This is a genomic window from Rossellomorea sp. KS-H15a, from assembly GCF_024195245.1.
Classification (GTDB): domain Bacteria; phylum Bacillota; class Bacilli; order Bacillales; family Bacillaceae_B; genus Rossellomorea; species Rossellomorea vietnamensis.
Genome location: NZ_CP096886.1, coordinates 2,163,893 through 2,182,559, shown reverse-complemented (window position 1 = coordinate 2,182,559; position 18,667 = coordinate 2,163,893). Strand labels below are relative to the sequence as shown.

Here is an 18,667-nt window from a genome sequence, read left to right as displayed (position 1 = left end):
CAATTTAATGTTAAAATATGAATCAAACGATCAAAGTAGGTGTACATATTGGAACAGCATATTAACCCCAGGGTCAGGGACATACAAATTTCTGGTATACGACGATTTTTCAACATGGTATCAGACATCGACGATATGATTTCCCTGACAATCGGTCAGCCTGACTTCCCAACGCCCCAACATATTAAAGATGCAGGAAAAGCAGCCATTGATGGAGGTTTCACGTCTTATACCCATAATGCAGGATATATCGAATTACGTGAAGCGGCTGCTTCATTCGTCAAAGAAAAATACGATATAGAATATGACCCTGCAACAGAAGTCATTGTCACAAATGGTGCGTCCCAGGGAATCGATGTGATTCTCCGTACGATCCTTTGTCAGGATGACGACTGCCTTCTTCCAGGGCCCGTATATCCTGGGTATGAACCCATCATCAAACTATGTGGTGCCAATCCGGTCCATATCGACATTACCCAAAATGAGTTTAAATTAGATGCAGCATTGATCAAGGACAGCCTGACCCCTTCAACCAAATGCATCATCCTCCCATACCCCTCGAATCCAACAGGGGTCAGCTTATCAAAGGAAGAGCTGAAAGAAATTGCCGAATTACTCAAGAGCCGGGACATTTTTGTATTGGCTGATGAAATATATAGTGAACTTACCTTTGATGGTTCACATCATTCCATTGCAGAGTATTTAAGAGAGCAAACGATCATCGTGAATGGATTATCAAAGTCACATAGTATGACAGGTTGGAGGATCGGGCTGATCTTCGCTCCTGAAGCCATTTCGAGGCACCTTCTGAAGGTGCACCAATATAATGTGTCCTGCGCTTCGTCCATCTCCCAAAAAGCGGCTTATGAAGCTTTGACAGCCGGGAAAGACGATGCCCTGGATATGAAGGTAGAGTATAAGAAACGAAGGGATTATGTATACGACAGGCTTGTTGATATGGGATTTGAGGGAATCGTCAAACCCCACGGTGCCTTTTACTTTTTCGTGAAAATACCCGATAACGTCCTGTTAAGCTCATTTGATTTCTCCCTTGCCCTGGCACAGGAAAAAAAGGTGGCTGTCGTCCCTGGCGATGCCTTTTCACCACTTGGAGAAGGGTACTTCCGTCTTTCTTATGCCTGTTCCATGGATCAACTGACAGAAGGACTCGACCGTCTTCAATCCTTTATTCAATCTTAACAAGAGGGACGGACCTTGCATCAAGGTCCGTCCCTCTTTGTTCATTACCCTTTATATTAACCATTGTTTTTAGGTGCTTTTTCTTTTTTCGCTTTGTCGTTGTGGATTTTATTTGTTGCTGCACTCCCTATTTCATGGGCAAATTCAGCATTGATCTTTGAAGAATCAAAGCCTTTTTTATTTTTCTGTTGCGGATCATTTTTCTTAGTTCTTTTAGCCATCGTTTATTTCCCCCTTTAATATATACTGCTGAACCGCTTAATCGATCAGCATATGTTTATTATTCATCTTCATTTGAAGTCCTATTCAACGGACAAATATCCAAAAAAAAGAACTAACGCAGTTAACTGAGTTAGTTCAATAAAAAAAGGAAAAGGGGGTGTTAGTGAGAAATTAATCTCCAATTTCATGCTTAGTAATAGAATACCCGCTTTTAAAGATGATAAACCATCTTTCTACTTTTTTTATAAAAAATTTTTCATTCACCGATGCGCCGCTCCACTGAACAAAAAATGTCTATTTATGGGCCTTCAAACAACCCAGGTACCCAAAAAAGTTATTTTAGTAAAACACTTTAAAAAAGCGCTTTCATACAGTATAATAAACAAGGGAATTCTGATATTGAAGTTTGACCATGACTTGCAGAATGGTAATCATTTTGTATAATCCCTTTTGAAAAGAAAAAAAGGGATTGAAAGAACCAAGCGCTCCTTCAATCCACAAGAAAGGGGGAAATGAGAATAAAAAGGCCCAAAGGGTGTGTGCCTTATTCTTCTCAGATATAATACCCCCATTTCCACCTTTTAAACCTATATTTATTCCATTGATGTGGCTTTTTTCACTGCAGAAATGACCGCATCATTGGTGTCTAGTTGTAGTGCCTGTTCAGCCAGTTCTTTCATTTCAGCGCGGTTCAACTGACGAATTTGAGAACGTGCCTTCAAAATGGATGTTGCACTCATTGAGAACTCATCCAAACCTAATCCAAGTAAGATCGGTACGGCAATCTCATCTCCAGCCATTTCTCCACACATACCTGCCCATTTTCCTTCCTTATGAGCCGCATCGATGACCATTTTCACAAGACGTAAAATGGCAGGGTTATACGGTTGATATAAGTAGGAAACGCGCTCGTTCATACGGTCGGCAGCCATTGTGTACTGAATCAGGTCGTTTGTCCCGATCGAGAAGAAATCAACTTCCTTGGCAAATACATCCGCCATGACGGCAGTTGAAGGAATTTCCACCATGATTCCCACTTCAATGTGATCAGCTACCGTTGTCCCATTTTCAAGTAGGGCTTTCTTCTCTTCTTCCAGGATCGCTTTCGCTTCTCTGAACTCTTGAAGATTTGAAATCATCGGGAACATGATTTTCAAGTTTCCAAATGGACTTGCCTTCAATAACGCTCTAAGTTGCGTACGGAAGATATCTTGCTCATCTAAACATAGACGGATCGCACGATACCCAAGGAAAGGGTTCATTTCTTTCGGCAGATTTAAGTAAGGAAGCTCTTTATCCCCACCGATGTCAAGGGTACGAACCACCACAGGTTTCCCTTCCATTCCTTCTAATACAGCCTTATATGCTTCGTATTGCTCATCTTCTGACGGTAATTCGTCACGACCCATGTATAGGAATTCTGTACGATACAGTCCTACACCTTCTCCACCGTGATTCTTAACGCCTTCAAGATCCTTAGGTGTCCCGATATTGGCAGCAAGTTCAACATGCTCCCCATCTTTGGATACCGTCGGTTCATTCACGAGCTTCGCCCATTCAGCCTTTTGTTCTTCATAACGGGCATGCTCTTTCTTGTACTCTTCGATGACTTCCGGAGTCGGATTAATATGTACTTCTCCATTTAATCCGTCAACGATGATCATATCACCATTTTCAACAGAGGAAGTAATGGATTTCGTCCCCACTACAGCCGGGATCTCCATTGAACGGGCCATAATGGCCGAATGTGATGTTCTTCCACCGATATCCGTTGTGAATCCTTTAACGAATTCACGGTTTAATTGTGCCGTGTCAGAAGGAGTTAGATCCTCTGCAATCACAATCACTTCTTCTGTTACCATGCTTGGGTTTGCAATCTGCACGCCCAATAGGTGTGAAAGGACACGTTTCGTCACGTCACGGATATCCGCCGCACGTTCCTTCATATACTCGTTATCCATGGATTCAAACATGGATACGAACATATCCGCTGTTTCTTTAAGTGCGGATTCAGCGTTTACATTTTCTGATTTTACTTTGTCTTCGATAGGTGTCAGTAGTTCTGGATCGCTTAAGACAAGAAGATGCGCTTCAAAGATTTGAGCTTTGTCTTCCCCTAAATCAACTCTCGCTTTATCACGGATCGCTTCAAGCTCTGATTTAGATGTCGCAATGGCATTCTGGAAGCGTGAAACTTCCTGTTCAGCATTGTCTACGCTTTTCTTCTCAAAGCTCAGGTCAGGTTCGACCAGGCGATACGCTTTTGCTATGGCAATACCATTTGATGCCGCAATACCTTTTAAGAGACTGGACATTACTCAGCTAAACCTTCTTTGTTCAATGTTTCCTGTAAGCTGTTTAACGCTTCTTCCTCGTCACTACCTTCAGTAATGATTGTGATTTCTGCACCTTTACCAACACCTAAAGACATAACACCCATGATCGATTTTAAGTTTACTTTCTTTTCTTTGTATTCTAGATGTACATCGCTGTCGAATTTGCTTGCCGTTTGAACCAATAGAGTTGCCGGACGAGCATGAATTCCTGTTTCAGCTGTAACTGTAAATGTTTTTTGTGCCATGTGAATCGACTCCTTCAATTATCTTGTTTTTAGTTGCTTCATAAAAGTAATGGATTATAAAGAAAACGTCAACTATTTCTAGTGATTAATCCAATATTCCTATAAAGCTGTTCAATAAAAAAGAATAGCATGCAATGAGGATATACACAATTGTAAAGCTTGATTTTTTTAGTATTTCATTAATTTGCCACTGTTATGAACCTAATTATGTAAAATTTGATGATTTATTGTAAACCCTAAAGAAGAAAACGCAGTAAAGACCCCATATCCACCTGATACGGAGTCTTTAGTATGAGTCATTCTTCGGGTTACCATACTATTCTTTTTCTACTGTTTCTGCCTTCATGAGGTTATAGCCGATCTTTGCTTTGATGACCGTTCCTTTCAAGGTCATTTCATGATCTTCTGAGATATTGGAGTATACATTCACCAAGTCGCAAATACATCGGGAGAACAACTCAGACAGCTGCTTTAATTCCTGGACCTCATACTTCCTGTCTTCCTTCATCAATTCCTCCATCACATCGATGGCAAGACTTTTCACCCTCAGTGCCTGCTCGATTTCGTATTTCAAATGGAACTCTCCCCTTCCTATCATTCTCTCTCTAGCATATGCCGTGGAAACTAGATTAGAACGGGGAAGCTATCAAATGTTCAATTGGGCATCCTTTGTAAATAGTCGCTTATATGCCAATAAAATAAACAGGACGACTGTCAATGCAACGCTTCCGACAATTCCTAACAGAATGGCAATCTGATATTCAATGGCCACCAGGGGGCTTACTCCTGAAAGAATTTGCCCAGTCATCATCCCAGGAAGAAAAATGATACCCATCCCCAGCATATTATTCAGAGTGGGGAGGATGGCAGAATCAAATGCATTATCCAAATACGTCTTAGAGGCTGCTTTAGGGGTTGCCCCCAGCATCAAAGCTCCTTCTACTTTTTCCCTCTGCTCTATCAATCCTCCAAGGAGAGTATTGATTCCAAGCGTTATGCCCGTCATCGCGTTCCCCACAATCATCCCTGCGATCGGAATGAAATATCTTGGTTCATACCATGGGGAGAAATGGATGACGACCATATTGAAATAAAACAAGCTGATCAGTGTACCTGCACATAATGAAATGGCAGCGATGCCTTTCAGCTTTCGATCCATTTCATATTTGACCTGCTTGAATATATTCCTTACTGCAAATACTTCCATTACGACTATGATACTCAAGGTTAGCCAAGGGCTTGGGTGATCAAAAATATATGTAAGGATGTATCCAGCGATAATCAATTGAATGGTCATCCGGAAAGAAGCGAGTATGATTTGTTTTTCCCTCGATATCCCTCTCCATTTCACGATAAATAACAAGAGAAGGACAAAGGCATACGCTGCAATGAATCTCCATAATTCTATATCGATAATTCCTTTTTCCAATGTCTAACCCTCCATCTGCTATTTTCTAATCGTAATGATTTCCTCGCCGTACTCTTCGGCCACATTTGTCGAATGGGTCACCATGATGATGGTCCCTCCATGCCCATTTGCACACGTAATAAAACTTTTCATCACTTCACTCTCTGTTTCTTCGTCAAGAGCCGACGTAGGTTCATCCAATAAATAAACAGCAGGCTTCATTACCAACACCCTGCCGAGAGATAATCGCTGGCGCTCTCCGCCAGACAACTGTTCTGCACGTGCATCCAGTGGTTTATCCAGCTTCACAATGCTCAACATCTTCAATAGCTCTTCCCGGCTAGCCAGTGGCTTTTCTGAAAAAACAAGCCCCTTCTGAAGATTTTCTTCCACTGTTTCTCCAAACAGAAGAGGGGTCTGGGAAATCATGACAGCTTCCCTCCGATGCTTCACCGGATCCACACTTTCCAGGGAATTTCCTTTATAACGGATTTGCCCCCTAGCTGGTATATTCATTTTATTCAACAATTTCAATAAAGTAGATTTCCCGGCACCACTTTCCCCAACAACGCAGGTCGTCCTGTGTTCGGAAATATCCATCTCCTTAATATGTAAAATATCTTTATAGTGTACATCCCTTAATTCATACAACATAAACGATACCTCCTCATCTCTATCATACCCCACCGAACAAAATTTAAAGAAGCTAATGCTTACATTAAATGACTCATGTAAGCACTAGCTTCTTCTATTGATCTTCCCGTTGTTTCAATTCACCAATATGATGTTCGATCTGTCTTGTGAAGTAATCGACTTCTTGCTGACTTGGAACGGATTGACCGTATCTGATACGTTCATAAAGAGAGAAAAAACGTTCCGATTCACTGAGGCCGATCCGGTTGAACCATAATTGAACGTTCTCATTCTGTTGTCTTCCCGCTCCACATATGTGGGCTTCCCCTTCGAGCTTCTCCATCGATAGCCGAATGTCGTCCCTTGCTTTTGAATAAGAAAATTGTTCTATTTCAGGATCCTTGTCCAGGGTTACAATCTTTTGAGTCATCATGGTTGGAGAATTTTCTTCTTCCTTTGAGGTGTCAAAGGAAGATTTTCGTTTCTTCACCAAATAAATGATGACGGCTATAATAAATAGCCCCAGTAGAACCTCATTCACCCAGGAAAATGATAATCCCTGGCTAAGTTCATAATTCTGGGCCTCTAAGAAATCCTGATTTTGAACTTCACTTCCCTCTCCCTCCTGAGCATGCCTCATACTTAAGAACCTGTCTCTTAATATTATTAACTGATCATAAATTGGATCAACCAAGAAAGAAAATACCCAAAATCCCTTTTCTGCTACCCAATAAATCCCTTTACTAACCAAAGAGCTGAATACCGCCAGTAGCCCCCCTGCCAATGTTACTAAAAACCAGAATCCCATTGGTTTGAGCAGCACTTTTTTATGACCGGTTTTCACATCTCCGAGCATTCTTTGAATCGGCGTGAGCATGATGATGATGGAAAATAAGATAAATAACAGACTGTAAATGATATACGTATTTCCCAATCCTCTTACAGAACCTGTCAATAATGATACTGACGCAATAAATAAAAAGATCAGGACAGACCCGCTGTTCACTTCGATGGATGTATCATTACTTTTTGTATAAGACGCGATTCTCCAATGTAAAAAAACAAGGACAGCCAACATCACCCACCATGCAGCAGAGAAGAAATAGATACTAAATACAAGAGAAATAGCGAGTGCCCCTAACAATAGTTTAAAGATCCAAGGTTTTAACGTGCTTACTATAAGAAATGTCATTATTATGATAAACACCATACAAAGGGCCGGTACGTAGCTGCTTAATAGTACTTCTTTGGAAAAAAGGAATGTGGTCATTAATAGGGCGAATAAAATATCGATTCCGACATAGAGCCCTATTTTCACCATAAGCATTTGTTTATGTTTGATCAAGAAGGAACTTTCAGCGAACGATTCCATAATGTGACGACTCCTTGTTTTTGTTCTGAATTCAACTTGTAAACTTGGATTTTCTGTTTTTCAATCTTTGTCAATAAAACTTCTTCACGTGCCCCCAGTGCCCCTGCAGTAATAAATACAGAAGGAACCAATTGTCTAAGGTATAAATGCTTCAGAACAATATGGAATGGGATTGTAAACTCATCTGTCGATAGAGTAGAAAGCATTTCCATCCCTCTCTGCCTGTGAACCCTTCCTATTCCGGGCGGAAGATAATAGTAAGGGGTCCCGCCCTGGGATCTCACGTTTAAGACAAGGGAGAAAGTGATATTTTGTTCTACCGCAAGCCTCATCATATAGGAGGCGTATTGAATGATTTCTTCGAGCTGGTTGGTGATGGCATAGCGGTCCGATAGATTGATGGCGATCATCCACTCTCTTTGAGTAGCTGGTGCATAGATCTTCGTTTGAAGGCTGCCCGTTCTGGCAGTTGCCTTCCAGTGAACATCCTGAAAGCGGTCTCCTTGAATGTAATCCCTTGTCCCTATCTGATGAAAGACATCATGAAATAATGAATGTTGGATGGGGACGTCCCCCTGTTTCCATGTAAGCTTTTGTTCGGCCATTTTCACGGGAGAATCTGAAGGAAATACGATAATGGTCGACGGGACATTATCGAGTAAATCCAAAAGTACTTTACCACTTCCGAATAAGTGGGGGATTTCCAGCTGCATGTTGGTAATCTTGCACAATCCCCTTCTTTTTCCTCTAACGGGTATGGAGATGCTCCCTTCCTCATTTTTACGGATGGAGAAAGGGACGGACACTTCAATTTTGTCCTCCACCCCTGACGAGTAGGGATGCATAGTGGGGATGACGATATCTTTAAATGTGATCTTCAACGTCGCACCCCAAATGGACATGCCTTTATTTTGAAGTTGAAATTCCCAATTTTGCTCCTCATCGCAATGCAGCCTAATCCTCTTCGTGGTCCTTCCAATGCTAATGCCTTCACCAATTTTCATTAGATACCATTGATGGACCCTGAAATAGAGGATCATCAACAAAAAAATACCCAACCCTACATAGGAATGTACATAAAAGCTTGCTGCCCCAACGATGACAAGCAGGACCAGAGTCAAGGATATATAGGGATCTTCGACAATGTCACGTTTCCAATTCACTAAGCTTGCCTCGCTTCTACAGGAGTAACAGACATTTCTACAATTTGCTCGATCACTTCTTCAGCCGTTCTTGTTAAGGAAGACTCGATCGTTAATTGGATCCGGTGTTGGAGAACATATGGGGCAACGGCTACAATATCCTGCGGTCTCACAAAATCCCTGCCTTCAAGGAATGCTTGAGCCTGAGAGGCCTTGAGAAGTGCCAGGCTCGCTCGTGGGCTTGCACCTACCTCCACCCATTCATGTTCCCTTGTTCCCCTCGTAATTTGAAGAATATATGTTTCAATATCCTCGGATATATGTACTTCTTTAACTTGGCGGGTCAATGATTGTAACTCATCAAGACTTAACACTTTGTTGACTGTAGTTAATGGTTCAGATGATTTAAAGCGATTTAATATTCCTCTCTCCTCTTCAAAATCAGGATACGTAAACGGAATCTTCAACAAAAATCGGTCCAGCTGTGCAGCTGGCAGTGGAAATGTTCCCTGCTGGGATTCAATCGGGTTCTGAGTGGCGACCACGATAAACGGGGGCTCTAATGGGACGGTTTCCCCGTCTATGGTGATTTGTTTTTCTTCCATTACTTCGAGTAAACTCGCCTGTGTTCTCGGAGTGGCCCTGTTAATCTCATCTGCCAAGAGGACATTCGTGACCACGGGTCCTGTCCTTAATTCGAATTCCTGTGTTTTCGGATTGAAAAACTGTATACCAGTCACATCACTCGGTAACACATCCGGTGTGAATTGGATCCTTTTGAACGCTCCATCGATACAGTGACTGAAAGTTTTGGCGAGCAAAGTCTTTCCTGTACCCGGGACACTTTCCAATAGAACGTGTCCTTCTTGAAGTAATGCAATTAACAACAGGTCGATTTCCTTGTCCTTCCCCACTAGCACTTTATTCATCTCTCTCTTGATTGAATCCAATCGATTCATTCTTTTTCCCCCTCATTGACTATATTGATTAAATTTTCTAAATATATTATTTTTTTTATTCTATCATAACTCGTTGTTAAATTATCCCTTTTTCATAAAAAAAACGAACCACTTCACCAGGATAGGTGAACGGTTCGTTTTATTACCGTTAATGTTCATACATCATCTTCTTTGTCATTCCCCCATCAATCACGATGTTTTCACCTGTGATGAAATCATTATCGGGGTGGGCAAGGAATAAGCATGCCCTCGCTATATCTCCAGGTTTCCCTACCCTTCCGGAAGGGTGCTGACTATGGTCGATGTCTCTCAAGGTGTCATAATCTTCTGTTTGAATCCATCCTGGACTGATGGAATTGACGCGGATCCCCACTTCGCTCAAAGTAATGGCCAGAGAATGGGTGAGGCTGACAATGCCTCCTTTTGTCGCTGAATAGGCTTCAGTATCCGGTTCAGACATAGTAGCTCTTGTTGAGGCCATATTTATGATGCATCCACCCTGATTCTTCATTAATGAAGCCGCTTCCCGGCTGCAATAAAATACGCTGCTTAAGTTTGAAGATAGAATGCTGTTCCAGTCGTCAGGTTCCATATCCCAGAAGGACATGAATCTGGAGACGCCTGCATTATTTATCAGAACGTCCAGCACCCCATGATCTTCTTTTATTTTATTGAAGACGCCTTTCACCTCATCGTGGACACCGACATCTGCTTCATGGAATCTCGTGGTATATCCCTCTGCATTAAGCCTGTTGGAATGTTCTCTCCCCTTTTCCACGTCCTTATCTATAAATTCAACCATGGCGCCCTCTCTGGCAAATTCTTCAACCAGGGTTTTCCCTATACCGCTGGCTCCCCCTGTAATACATACAATTCTGCTCTTCATTCTCTTCATCTCCCATTAAATGTTTATATAGAAGGATACCCTTCGCCCTGAAGGTTCAATCTCTTTTAATAGAAAAGGGTTAACCCGGTTGGAATTCTCTTTATAAAATAAGAGAGATTACCAAAGGTTAACCCTTTTCTATTTATTGAATCATTTTATTTTGAGTTGTTTTTTTTGTATCATTTCGCTGATGAATATTGATCAAGGCATCCAGCTCTTTACTAAGTTGGATTGTAGTGGGACTGTCCAGCCCTAAACGAAGGCCTGACTCTATCATTTTCCACCGTACCAACTCAATTTGAGCAACAATTGTCCCATTCATCAACATCACCTCTATTTCTTTTCTCTATTTTACTATTAATCCCACATAGAGGAAAGAAAAAAGATATCCGAACGCTCATTTATTATTTTCGATCAACCTTACTTTGCGAAACGGTGTTTTCCAATTGTCAGCAAGGTGTCCCTGCTCGTGATCCAGTCACTTGTAGATGTCACTGGATTATAGAAAAAGAGTGATCCCTTTCCTTGGCCTCTGAATGCCAGGGCTTCCTGGACCGCGTCCCTTGCTTCCTGTGAAGGCGCCTGGTTGATTTGTCCATTTTGTACAGGCGAAAAGGCATAATGTCCATTTGAAACCTGATAGATTACATGTTTGATAGTGTCAGGGAACTCAGTAGAGTCCACTCTGTTCAATACGACGGTTGCAACTGCGACTTTACCTGCATATGGCTCACCTTTTGCTTCAGCATGTACAAGCTTTGCAAGCAGCTCCCGATCTTCTGCTGTCACATTATTATCAGGTATTTTGATGGTTTGACCCGGTTGGATTTCATTGGATTTCAGATTATTTGCTTCCTTTAATTGAATGACGGATACGGATTTCTCTTTACCGATATCCCAAAGGGACTCACCCTTTTCTACAGTGTGTTCTCCCCCTGCAGCAAATGTTTGAGTAGAGAACGTAACAAAAGAAAGTGCTGCAATTCCTAACATAAAGCTCTTCTTGATCATATTTCTACCTCCCAAATAGCGTTCCCTCATAAGATAACAATGAATGGGGAGAATTTCAGCAGGTAATGGTTACCACCAATGGTGCACGCTTCTATACTAAATGAAGAAACCCGTTCATATAATGTTTTATATACAACAAGAACCCGGTGTCCATTTGCGAACAAAAAAAGCAGAGGATGATCTCCTCCACTTCGTTTAACTTCTTGGTGTATCAAGGTATTGAAAGAGGATATTCCCACCTTGTTTAGCGATCCCACGGAACTGTTTGAAGTCTCCCTGTTTTACCAGCACAGATCGGAAAGCAAGAAAATCTTCCTTCGATACCATTATTTCCTCTACTTCTCTTGTACGCAATGATTGCAGCTGTTCAAGAATTTCTGTTTCACTCATATCCACTACCTCCATCTTCACTGCTTCTATTGTAGTTTCAAAAGGCTACTGAGCTCAAGACATAATTTTTATATGCAATTTTTAGAAAACTCTTTACCTTTTCATGACTTTGCGTCAAAATATTAGTAATTGTTTGTAGAAATTTGCCAAAAAGGAGCGGCTTTTGATGAAAAAAGCAGAAATCGGGAATGTCATTGAATTTAGAGAAGGATTAAAAGGAATCGTTGAAAAAGTGAATGAAAATTCAGTAATCGTCGACTTAACTTATATGAAGAATTACCGCGAACTTGAATTAGAAGAAAAAACAGTGGTGAATCATAAAAATTATAAGATCGTAGAGGCATAATACTAAAAATATTTTTCTTATAGGTGGAGGACTTCCTCCTCCTTTTTTGATGTAGGACCAAAATAGAAAGGTTTACGGCGGCAGCTTTGAGGTTATTCTGATAGCATACTGTCTCGTAAGGTGGAACCCTGTTATGAACCTGAATATACATATATTGAATAAAGCACAAAAAAGCTTTTGGTTTGTGCCATTTTTATTTTCGCTGATCTCTTTGCTTCTTTCTCTTGTCACCTTTTATTTTGATTGGTGGTTAAGTCAGCATAACTATCCGATATTTCCAAAGGTTTTGTTCTCTAATTTTAATTTATCCATGACCATCATCAGTACGATTGCCTCATCCATCATGACAATGACGACCATTACCTTTTCAACCATCATGGTTGTCCTCACGACTTTTCTATCCCAGTATTCTCCGAGGACCTTACAGAATTTCATTAATGACCGCCCGACTCAGAGGGTGCTTGCCATCTTTGTATCCGGTGTGGTCTACTGCATAACCCTGCTGGTCCTCCTTCAGGATGAATCAGGTCAGAAATTATATATTTCCTCGGCTTTTGCCGGCATAGTGGCCGTTATTTGTTTATTTGTCTTCGTTTATTTCGTACATCATGTTTCCAACTGGGTGAAAGTAAGTAATTTAATCCACAATATCACCATTAAAACCAATAAAAAAATTGATAACAGCTACCTATATAGAAGAAATGCCATTCAAGAGGTACCATCTACATTCAATGACTCTTTCTTTAAAGAAACGGATCCGACCAATGTGTTCAGTGAAGCATCCGGATATCTGCAACAGATTGATATCGAAGGGATGATTAAAAAGGCCAAAAAGGACAAGAGTATTGTACGGATGGTGAAGACACCTGGCGAATACTTACTTGAAGGGACCCCCGTGATGACAATTTGGTCAACGAACAAAGACATTGACGCAGAAGACTACCTGGACCATCTAGTCTTGGGTCCTGATAAAGAGCCGATTGAAGACATTGAACTCGGGATCCGGAAGCTAGTAGAAATAGCCTTAAGGGCCATTTCCCCGGCCATCAACGACCCTAATACGGCTAAGAACTGCATTGAAGAAATCGGCATCATCCTGTCAAAGCTCGCTAAACATAAGCTTCCAAGCTCTTATTTGACAGATGATGAAAACCAGCTGCGTATCATATTAGAACAGCCAACCTTTGTCGATTATTTATACAAAAGCTTTTATCAATTAAGGCATTACGGTAAACAAGATGTATCCATCATTGCAGAAATCTTCCGTTCCCTTAGAATGATTGGTGAAAACAACAGCAGTGAAACGAAGCGGCTGGTCTGGACCTTCAAGAATTATATACTTGAAGGCATCGACTATGACAGCCTGCAGGACCTTGATATGCAGTACATCATGAGACATTTGGACGAATTGGCAGCAGCTTGTGGTAAAGACAATTGGGACAAGGATGAAGTACGAAATAAATATTTCCCCGAGCAATACAAAACCGATGACTCTTATCATCATAAAAAAGACTTATAACCAAAAGAAAAACGGATGCCCTTTGGCATCCGTTTTCCTTTTATTGCTTTTCTTTCTTTCCTTCTGAGAGCTCTTTGAATGAAGAAACTTTACCGTGAGGATGCTGCTCCTCTTTTCTTACATTCCACTGTCTTTCTTTTTCATGTTTGGACTGTGTCATGTTTATCACTCCTTTTGATTTACTCTCTATTAACATGAGCTGCAGACACATTTTTTACTCTTTTTGAACATTATTTATTCGGTTTCATCCACAGAAGGATAATGAATAACAAACTCATATAGCCAAAAAGAGGGTACAAATAGGATAAGAGTTCACTGTACTCAAAGAAGCTCAAAGAATAAATCATCAGGAAAATCCCTGTAAAAGTCCATAAAGAAGAGCCTTTCCAATAGCTTCCGAGCTGTTTTTCGAGGCCGAATACACCACCGATGACGGAAGTGAAAATTTCACCATAAATAATGAGGATATAGATAAAGTAGAAACCTGATACGAATGACTTCATCACCACGGCCATGGGAATCTGATACTGGGTTACATTTGGAATCGTGACAAGGGTGATATGACTGGAGATCAAAATAAGTGTTAGAAAAAAACCGCCAAGATATCCCCCATATTTAATGGTTTCCCTATCTTTCACTGCTCCTGCAACTGGAACGAGAACAGCCTGTGCCATGGCGAGATTGAAGGCAACATATGAAAATGGGGCGACGACCGATTTCCATCCATCTTCCGCATGAGGGATCATGAGGAATGCTTCCATAAAATCCGCATGGCGAACGGAATACACCATCAGGAGCAGATTGAAGACAATCATAAGAGGAACGACAAACGTATTCACAGCAAATAAGCCTTTCATCCCTACCATCATCGTTAAAAAACCCAATGCGATGGTCAACAGAATCCCTAACTGTTTGGATAATAGGAGCTGCTCCTGAAAAACGGCCCCTGCCCCTGAAAGCATGACGGCTGAAACTCCGATCAGCATGATCATCATGACGATATTCATGATCTTTGAAAACCATTTGCCAAATAGATATTCATTGAATTCCTCGAATGACTTCGCTTTAATATCATGGGATTTGAGCATGATCTTGGTCCCCATCGTAATAAATAAATATCCACTTAGTAATATGGCAATAAACCCGACAAAACCAAACCGGGTGAAAAACTCGACAATTTCCCTTCCCGTGGCAAATCCGGCTCCTATCACAGTTCCTACATATACTGCTGCAATCTGAAACGATCCAGCCAATCTTTTCATCCCATCACCTCTGACACCTTCTACTTCACCTTATGTACAAGCATGGAAAATCAGAAGCAAAAGAACAGAATTCTTTTATTAACGAAAAAAAACAACCGCATAAAATGCTGTTGCCCAAATTCATTTATAGGGTTGTATCATCGATTCCATTTAACCACTGCCTGATTGGTTTGATTACTTTTTCGACCGTTGCCTCCTGGAATGGGGAGTCTAGATGGGCCGCTTCCACCAGTGCTGTGAATGAACGGCTTCCTCCCAGTTTACAAAGGGCAACATAGTCATTCCAGGCCCCTTCACGATCCTCATTCATTTTCTTCCAAAATTGAAAAGCACAGATTTGAGCTAACGTATAATCAATATAGTAGAATGGTGAATTGTAAATATGGGATTGACGCTGCCAGAACCCGCCATTTTCCAAATACGACACCCCATCATAGTCTTTATGCGGAAGATACTCTTTCTCGATCTTTCTCCAGGCTGCGTTCCGTTCAGCAGGTGTAGCTTCAGGATTCTCATACACAAAATGCTGGAATTCATCCACTGCTACACCGTACGGGAGAAACTGCAGCGCCTCACTCAAATGAGAGAATTGATACTTATCCGTATCCTCCTTAAAGAAATAGTTCATCCATGGCCACGTGAAGAATTCCATGCTCATGGAGTGGATCTCGCAGGCTTCGTACGTTGGCCAAATGTATTCCGGGATATCGAATCCACGGCTTGAATATACTTGGAAGGCATGGCCAGCTTCATGAGTCAATACATCGATATCGCCAGACGTCCCATTGAAATTCGAGAAGATATATGGCGCTTCATGCCCAGCAATATATGTGCAATATCCTCCTCCCGCTTTCCCCTTCTTCGCCTCCAAATCCATGAGGTTGCGTTCGATCATGAAATCAAAGAATTCCTTTGTCTCAGGTGATAACTCTTCATACATTTTCTTACCATTGTCAATGATCCACTGAGGGTCTCCTTTAGGGGATGCATTGCCGGATGTGAATTTAAATCCTTCATCATAAAACTTCATGGAGTCGATACCAATCCGCTTCCCCTGTCTTTCTTTCAGCTCTGTGGAAAGAGGGACGATATGCTCCTTCACCTGATCACGGAAAGTTTTTACCATATCAGGTGTATAATCCGTTCTCGTCATGCGATAATATCCTAACTCAACAAAATTCTTATAACCTAAAGTCGTCGCTATGGTATGACGGACTTTCACTAACTCATCGAATAAACGATCTAATTCTTCCTGATTTTCTTCAAAGAAAGAAAGGGTGGCAAAGGCTGCCTCTTTCCTTGTCCCTCGATTTACAGATTGTGTAAAGGGACCCATTTGGGCCAATGTTCTCTCTTCTCCTTCAAATGGGATCTTGGCAGAAGCCATCAGTTTCGTATACTGTGAAGACAACTTATTTTCTTTTTGAAGCAGAGTGATAATTTCCGGGGAAAACGTTTTGATTTCACTCTCTGCCAGAGAAAACAACTGTGTTCCCCACTTCTCTTCCAATTCCTTCCGATATGGGGAATTCACCAGTTCCTGATAATATTCTGTCACCATGCCGGAAACCTCAGGCATCATATCATCGATGTACTCCTGCTCTTCTTTGTAAAACCTATCATTTGTATCGATGGAATGCCTGATATAGCATATATTCTGCATGGTGTCGATGGTCAGTCGGATTTCATTGATTTCCTTGATCGCTTCCATCTGTTCCGAAACATTTGAAGCTGCTTTAAACTTCTGAAGCACCTTTTCGAATGCCGGCTTAATCTCTTCCAGATTCGGTCTTTCATATGTATATTCTTCAAACTTCATAGCTTGTTCCTCCTCTTAAATTCATCCCGATTATAATAATTCGACTTCATAGCCCGAATCTCCTGTTGATATAAGGATCGATTTCATTAATATCTCCTTAAAAAAGGAGCTGGAACTAAAGTGTTGAGTATTAAAATAGAAGTTGTTCGGATTTATATTATGCTGTTTACTTATGTACTATTGCTTTTGATGTAGTGAGTAGTGGTTGATTTCCGCTTCAGGTGCTCGCTTTCCGCGGGGCTGGCGGTGAGCCTCCTCAGGCTTCGCCTTCCGGGGTCTCACCTGTCCAGCGTTTCCCGCAGGAGTCGAGCACCTTCCGCTTCAATCAACTTTCCAAGCGTAAGTGTTTCGCAAGAACACATCATGTCGAGAGTGCTATACCATTGAATACACCTACTCTTCCTCTACTTGTTTCGGCGACAGATTACACCTAATTATGTAAATACTATTTCTTACCTGTTCTGAATGGCCCATTCTGTCCGACACCTCACAATTGACCGAACTATCGAAAATTATAGTCCGTGTATGAATAGCAACTACTTTGTCAAAGTGGGCCTTTTATTATTGCTAAAGGATATTTAGTAGATAGCATGTTCTAGCTGTTGATTGGAGTGCAAGACGAAGACTCCTACGGGAAAAGCGGAATAGGTGAGACCCCGGAGGAGCGTCAGCGACGAGGAGGCTCGCCTTCCGCCCGAGGAAAGCGAAGTCTTGCACGGAAATCAACAGCGGTGTATCAAGTAATCTTAATTTCTTGATTGCTCGCCTTTAAAGTAAAGAAATTTGAAAATGTACCAACCTTAAAAAATAAAAGCCCCGTCTATAATAGACAGGGCAGATTGATGTGGCCTAGTATGAAAGATCTTTGATGGATAGTCCAAGCTTTTTCAGCATTTGAATGGTTTCTTCCTTTTCGTCGGGAGACAAGGCAGACATCAATTCGTGTATCCGGTTCTCATGGTTCGGGAAAATATCATCGATCAACCCTCGGCCATTTTCAGTAATCTGGGCGTAAGTGACCCGACGATCCTTTGGACAGGCAACGCGTTTAAGATATCCCTTTTTTTCAAGCTTATCGACTACATATGTGATGCTGCCTGAAGCTAGCAGGATCTTTCCTCCAATTTGTTGCAAAGGCTGGTCTCCCTTATGATATAGAAGCTCCAACACGGCAAATTCTGTCGGGTTCAGACCATTTTCTTGAATGTTCTTATTTATCTCTTCATTTAACGCTTTAAAAGCTCTGGAAAGGACAATGAAAAGTTTCAACGATTGTTTTGTATCTTGTTTCTCGGTCATGGCATTCATTCCTTTAAAGAATATATCTCAGTTTCAAAACATTATACAAATATATCTGGTCATTGTCAACTGTCAGAGTCTTTCTGCAGAAGGAAAAAGCAAAGGACGGCCCGCTTTTGGCGAACCGTCCTTTACCTTTGAAATAACGACAAATTAGTTTTGTTCGTATGATGTGAATGTGGAATTGAACGGAGATTCTTTCTCTCATGTGTCTGAATGATGAGGGAATTCCTGGTGAGTGGTCAAGAAGCAGTGCGTTTCAATAAACTCTTAATGTATTGCCCTAATTCGCTTGATGATTCGTGCAGTGGCTCTGATCCAGCATTGTTTGTGCACTTTTCATAGTCGTTCAACAGCTGATCCAATTGCTGGCTGCATTTGATTGTTTCCTCAGCACATAATCCTAAGTTTACTCCCATTGATACCATTTCCGAGCGCTTGTGGTTGATTTTCAATAATAGCCACTTCTGTTTTAATAAACGACCCATTTCTACTAAACTCCTTTTTTAGCTCCTAGTCTATTTAAAGTAAAATCATTACTTGAGCATTATCGCAAGTATTATCAGAAAAGTAAATAGATTCGCAAAACAAGACAAAATAACTAGTATTATTGCTGAA

21 protein-coding genes are annotated in these 18,667 nt (G+C 41.2%); 3 read left to right on the top strand and 18 right to left on the bottom strand.

From position 1 onward, the window contains the following. Positions 1 to 48: 48 nt before the first annotated feature. Positions 49 to 1,200, top strand: coding sequence for an aminotransferase A (locus tag M1J35_RS11195; protein WP_224520373.1), 1,152 nt, complete (start codon positions 49 to 51; stop codon positions 1,198 to 1,200). A 56-nt stretch (positions 1,201 to 1,256) separates the two neighbouring features. Here the strand turns inward: M1J35_RS11195 and M1J35_RS11190 are convergent, their stop codons facing one another. The 13 genes from M1J35_RS11190 to M1J35_RS11130 form a co-directional block, all read right to left on the bottom strand. Further along, complete coding sequence (locus M1J35_RS11190; protein ID WP_254653646.1) at positions 1,257 to 1,421, bottom strand: hypothetical protein; 165 nt, start codon at positions 1,419 to 1,421, stop codon at positions 1,257 to 1,259. Positions 1,422 to 2,015: 594 nt separating this feature from the next. Continuing rightward, a complete protein-coding gene (ptsP, locus tag M1J35_RS11185; RefSeq protein WP_224520374.1) occupies positions 2,016 to 3,737 on the bottom strand; it encodes a phosphoenolpyruvate--protein phosphotransferase in 1,722 nt (573 codons plus the stop codon). Further along, complete coding sequence (locus M1J35_RS11180) at positions 3,737 to 4,003, bottom strand: phosphocarrier protein HPr (RefSeq protein ID WP_034756145.1); 267 nt, start codon at positions 4,001 to 4,003, stop codon at positions 3,737 to 3,739. The genes ptsP and M1J35_RS11180 overlap by 1 nt, the downstream gene beginning before the upstream one ends. Before the next feature lie 316 nt (positions 4,004 to 4,319). Then, positions 4,320 to 4,577 (bottom strand): hypothetical protein, encoded by a 258-nt coding sequence (locus tag M1J35_RS11175; RefSeq protein ID WP_061810120.1) that lies wholly within the window; start codon positions 4,575 to 4,577, stop codon positions 4,320 to 4,322. A 72-nt stretch (positions 4,578 to 4,649) separates the two neighbouring features. Then, positions 4,650 to 5,432, bottom strand: coding sequence for an ABC transporter permease (fetB, locus tag M1J35_RS11170; protein WP_254653645.1), 783 nt, complete (start codon positions 5,430 to 5,432; stop codon positions 4,650 to 4,652). 18 nt (positions 5,433 to 5,450) lie between these two features. Further along, positions 5,451 to 6,065, bottom strand: a complete 615-nt coding sequence (locus M1J35_RS11165) for an ABC transporter ATP-binding protein (protein WP_254653644.1) — start codon at positions 6,063 to 6,065, stop codon at positions 5,451 to 5,453. 94 nt (positions 6,066 to 6,159) lie between these two features. Then, positions 6,160 to 7,416 carry a hypothetical protein gene (locus M1J35_RS11160; protein WP_254653643.1) on the bottom strand — a complete coding sequence of 419 codons (1,257 nt, stop codon included), beginning with the start codon at positions 7,414 to 7,416 and terminating at the stop codon, positions 6,160 to 6,162. Next, positions 7,386 to 8,579, bottom strand: a complete 1,194-nt coding sequence (locus M1J35_RS11155; RefSeq protein ID WP_254653642.1) for a DUF58 domain-containing protein — start codon at positions 8,577 to 8,579, stop codon at positions 7,386 to 7,388. The genes M1J35_RS11160 and M1J35_RS11155 overlap by 31 nt, the downstream gene beginning before the upstream one ends. Continuing rightward, complete coding sequence (locus M1J35_RS11150) at positions 8,579 to 9,517, bottom strand: AAA family ATPase (RefSeq protein ID WP_254653641.1); 939 nt, start codon at positions 9,515 to 9,517, stop codon at positions 8,579 to 8,581. The genes M1J35_RS11155 and M1J35_RS11150 overlap by 1 nt, the downstream gene beginning before the upstream one ends. 148 nt (positions 9,518 to 9,665) lie before the next feature. Then, entirely contained in the window at positions 9,666 to 10,403 is a 738-nt protein-coding gene (locus M1J35_RS11145) for an SDR family NAD(P)-dependent oxidoreductase (RefSeq protein ID WP_224520380.1), read from the bottom strand. A 142-nt stretch (positions 10,404 to 10,545) separates the two neighbouring features. Beyond that, positions 10,546 to 10,725: an aspartyl-phosphate phosphatase Spo0E family protein gene (locus tag M1J35_RS11140; RefSeq protein ID WP_034756166.1), complete on the bottom strand. Its 180-nt coding sequence runs from the start codon at positions 10,723 to 10,725 to the stop codon at positions 10,546 to 10,548. A 98-nt stretch (positions 10,726 to 10,823) separates the two neighbouring features. After that, entirely contained in the window at positions 10,824 to 11,414 is a 591-nt protein-coding gene (locus M1J35_RS11135) for a cell wall hydrolase (protein ID WP_254653640.1), read from the bottom strand. A 195-nt stretch (positions 11,415 to 11,609) separates the two neighbouring features. Continuing rightward, complete coding sequence (locus M1J35_RS11130; RefSeq protein ID WP_224520383.1) at positions 11,610 to 11,804, bottom strand: hypothetical protein; 195 nt, start codon at positions 11,802 to 11,804, stop codon at positions 11,610 to 11,612. 166 nt (positions 11,805 to 11,970) lie between these two features. Here M1J35_RS11130 and M1J35_RS11125 point away from each other — a divergent pair, with 166 nt between their 5' ends. Beyond that, the gene (locus tag M1J35_RS11125) at positions 11,971 to 12,150 is read left to right on the top strand and encodes a YkvS family protein (RefSeq protein ID WP_034756175.1); all 180 of its coding nucleotides are present in this window, start codon (positions 11,971 to 11,973) and stop codon (positions 12,148 to 12,150) included. 133 nt (positions 12,151 to 12,283) lie between these two features. Next, positions 12,284 to 13,669: a DUF2254 domain-containing protein gene (locus tag M1J35_RS11120; protein WP_254653639.1), complete on the top strand. Its 1,386-nt coding sequence runs from the start codon at positions 12,284 to 12,286 to the stop codon at positions 13,667 to 13,669. A gap of 40 nt (positions 13,670 to 13,709) precedes the next feature. Here M1J35_RS11120 and M1J35_RS11115 read toward each other — a convergent pair whose 3' ends face one another. The 5 genes from M1J35_RS11115 to M1J35_RS11095 all read right to left on the bottom strand — a co-directional run bounded on the left by M1J35_RS11115 (position 13,710) and on the right by M1J35_RS11095 (position 18,537). Further along, entirely contained in the window at positions 13,710 to 13,829 is a 120-nt protein-coding gene (locus tag M1J35_RS11115) for a DUF6254 family protein (protein WP_219169248.1), read from the bottom strand. Positions 13,830 to 13,899: 70 nt separating this feature from the next. Then, positions 13,900 to 14,931, bottom strand: a complete 1,032-nt coding sequence (locus M1J35_RS11110) for a YkvI family membrane protein (protein WP_224520385.1) — start codon at positions 14,929 to 14,931, stop codon at positions 13,900 to 13,902. A 124-nt stretch (positions 14,932 to 15,055) separates the two neighbouring features. Next, the gene (locus M1J35_RS11105) at positions 15,056 to 16,750 is read right to left on the bottom strand and encodes a M3 family oligoendopeptidase (RefSeq protein WP_254653638.1); all 1,695 of its coding nucleotides are present in this window, start codon (positions 16,748 to 16,750) and stop codon (positions 15,056 to 15,058) included. A gap of 849 nt (positions 16,751 to 17,599) precedes the next feature. Beyond that, positions 17,600 to 18,058, bottom strand: a complete 459-nt coding sequence (locus M1J35_RS11100) for a MarR family winged helix-turn-helix transcriptional regulator (protein ID WP_371928730.1) — start codon at positions 18,056 to 18,058, stop codon at positions 17,600 to 17,602. Positions 18,059 to 18,291: 233 nt separating this feature from the next. Next, on the bottom strand, positions 18,292 to 18,537 hold the full coding sequence (locus M1J35_RS11095; protein ID WP_254653637.1) for an aspartyl-phosphate phosphatase Spo0E family protein: 246 nt from the start codon (positions 18,535 to 18,537) through the stop codon (positions 18,292 to 18,294). Between the last annotated feature and the right edge of the window lie 130 nt (positions 18,538 to 18,667).

Excerpts from the sequence above, each read along its gene's own strand:
- M1J35_RS11125 (WP_034756175.1), top strand. The coding sequence starts at position 11,971 with ATGAAAAAAGCAGAAATCGGGAATGTCATTGAATTTAGAGAAGGATTA.
- M1J35_RS11095 (WP_254653637.1), bottom strand. The coding sequence starts at position 18,537 with ATGGGTCGTTTATTAAAACAGAAGTGGCTATTATTGAAAATCAACCAC.
- M1J35_RS11190 (WP_254653646.1), bottom strand. The coding sequence starts at position 1,421 with ATGGCTAAAAGAACTAAGAAAAATGATCCGCAACAGAAAAATAAAAAA.
- M1J35_RS11135 (WP_254653640.1), bottom strand. The coding sequence starts at position 11,414 with ATGATCAAGAAGAGCTTTATGTTAGGAATTGCAGCACTTTCTTTTGTT.
- M1J35_RS11160 (WP_254653643.1), bottom strand. The coding sequence starts at position 7,416 with ATGGAATCGTTCGCTGAAAGTTCCTTCTTGATCAAACATAAACAAATG.
- M1J35_RS11130 (WP_224520383.1), bottom strand. The coding sequence starts at position 11,804 with ATGAGTGAAACAGAAATTCTTGAACAGCTGCAATCATTGCGTACAAGA.
- M1J35_RS11105 (WP_254653638.1), bottom strand. The coding sequence starts at position 16,750 with ATGAAGTTTGAAGAATATACATATGAAAGACCGAATCTGGAAGAGATT.
- M1J35_RS11180 (WP_034756145.1), bottom strand. The coding sequence starts at position 4,003 with ATGGCACAAAAAACATTTACAGTTACAGCTGAAACAGGAATTCATGCT.
- M1J35_RS11110 (WP_224520385.1), bottom strand. The coding sequence starts at position 14,931 with ATGAAAAGATTGGCTGGATCGTTTCAGATTGCAGCAGTATATGTAGGA.
- M1J35_RS11145 (WP_224520380.1), bottom strand. The coding sequence starts at position 10,403 with ATGAAGAGCAGAATTGTATGTATTACAGGGGGAGCCAGCGGTATAGGG.
- M1J35_RS11140 (WP_034756166.1), bottom strand. The coding sequence starts at position 10,725 with ATGAATGGGACAATTGTTGCTCAAATTGAGTTGGTACGGTGGAAAATG.
- M1J35_RS11115 (WP_219169248.1), bottom strand. The coding sequence starts at position 13,829 with ATGACACAGTCCAAACATGAAAAAGAAAGACAGTGGAATGTAAGAAAA.
- M1J35_RS11150 (WP_254653641.1), bottom strand. The coding sequence starts at position 9,517 with ATGAATCGATTGGATTCAATCAAGAGAGAGATGAATAAAGTGCTAGTG.
- M1J35_RS11100 (WP_371928730.1), bottom strand. The coding sequence starts at position 18,058 with ATGAATGCCATGACCGAGAAACAAGATACAAAACAATCGTTGAAACTT.
- M1J35_RS11120 (WP_254653639.1), top strand. The coding sequence starts at position 12,284 with ATGAACCTGAATATACATATATTGAATAAAGCACAAAAAAGCTTTTGG.
- M1J35_RS11165 (WP_254653644.1), bottom strand. The coding sequence starts at position 6,065 with ATGTTGTATGAATTAAGGGATGTACACTATAAAGATATTTTACATATT.
- ptsP (WP_224520374.1), bottom strand. The coding sequence starts at position 3,737 with ATGTCCAGTCTCTTAAAAGGTATTGCGGCATCAAATGGTATTGCCATA.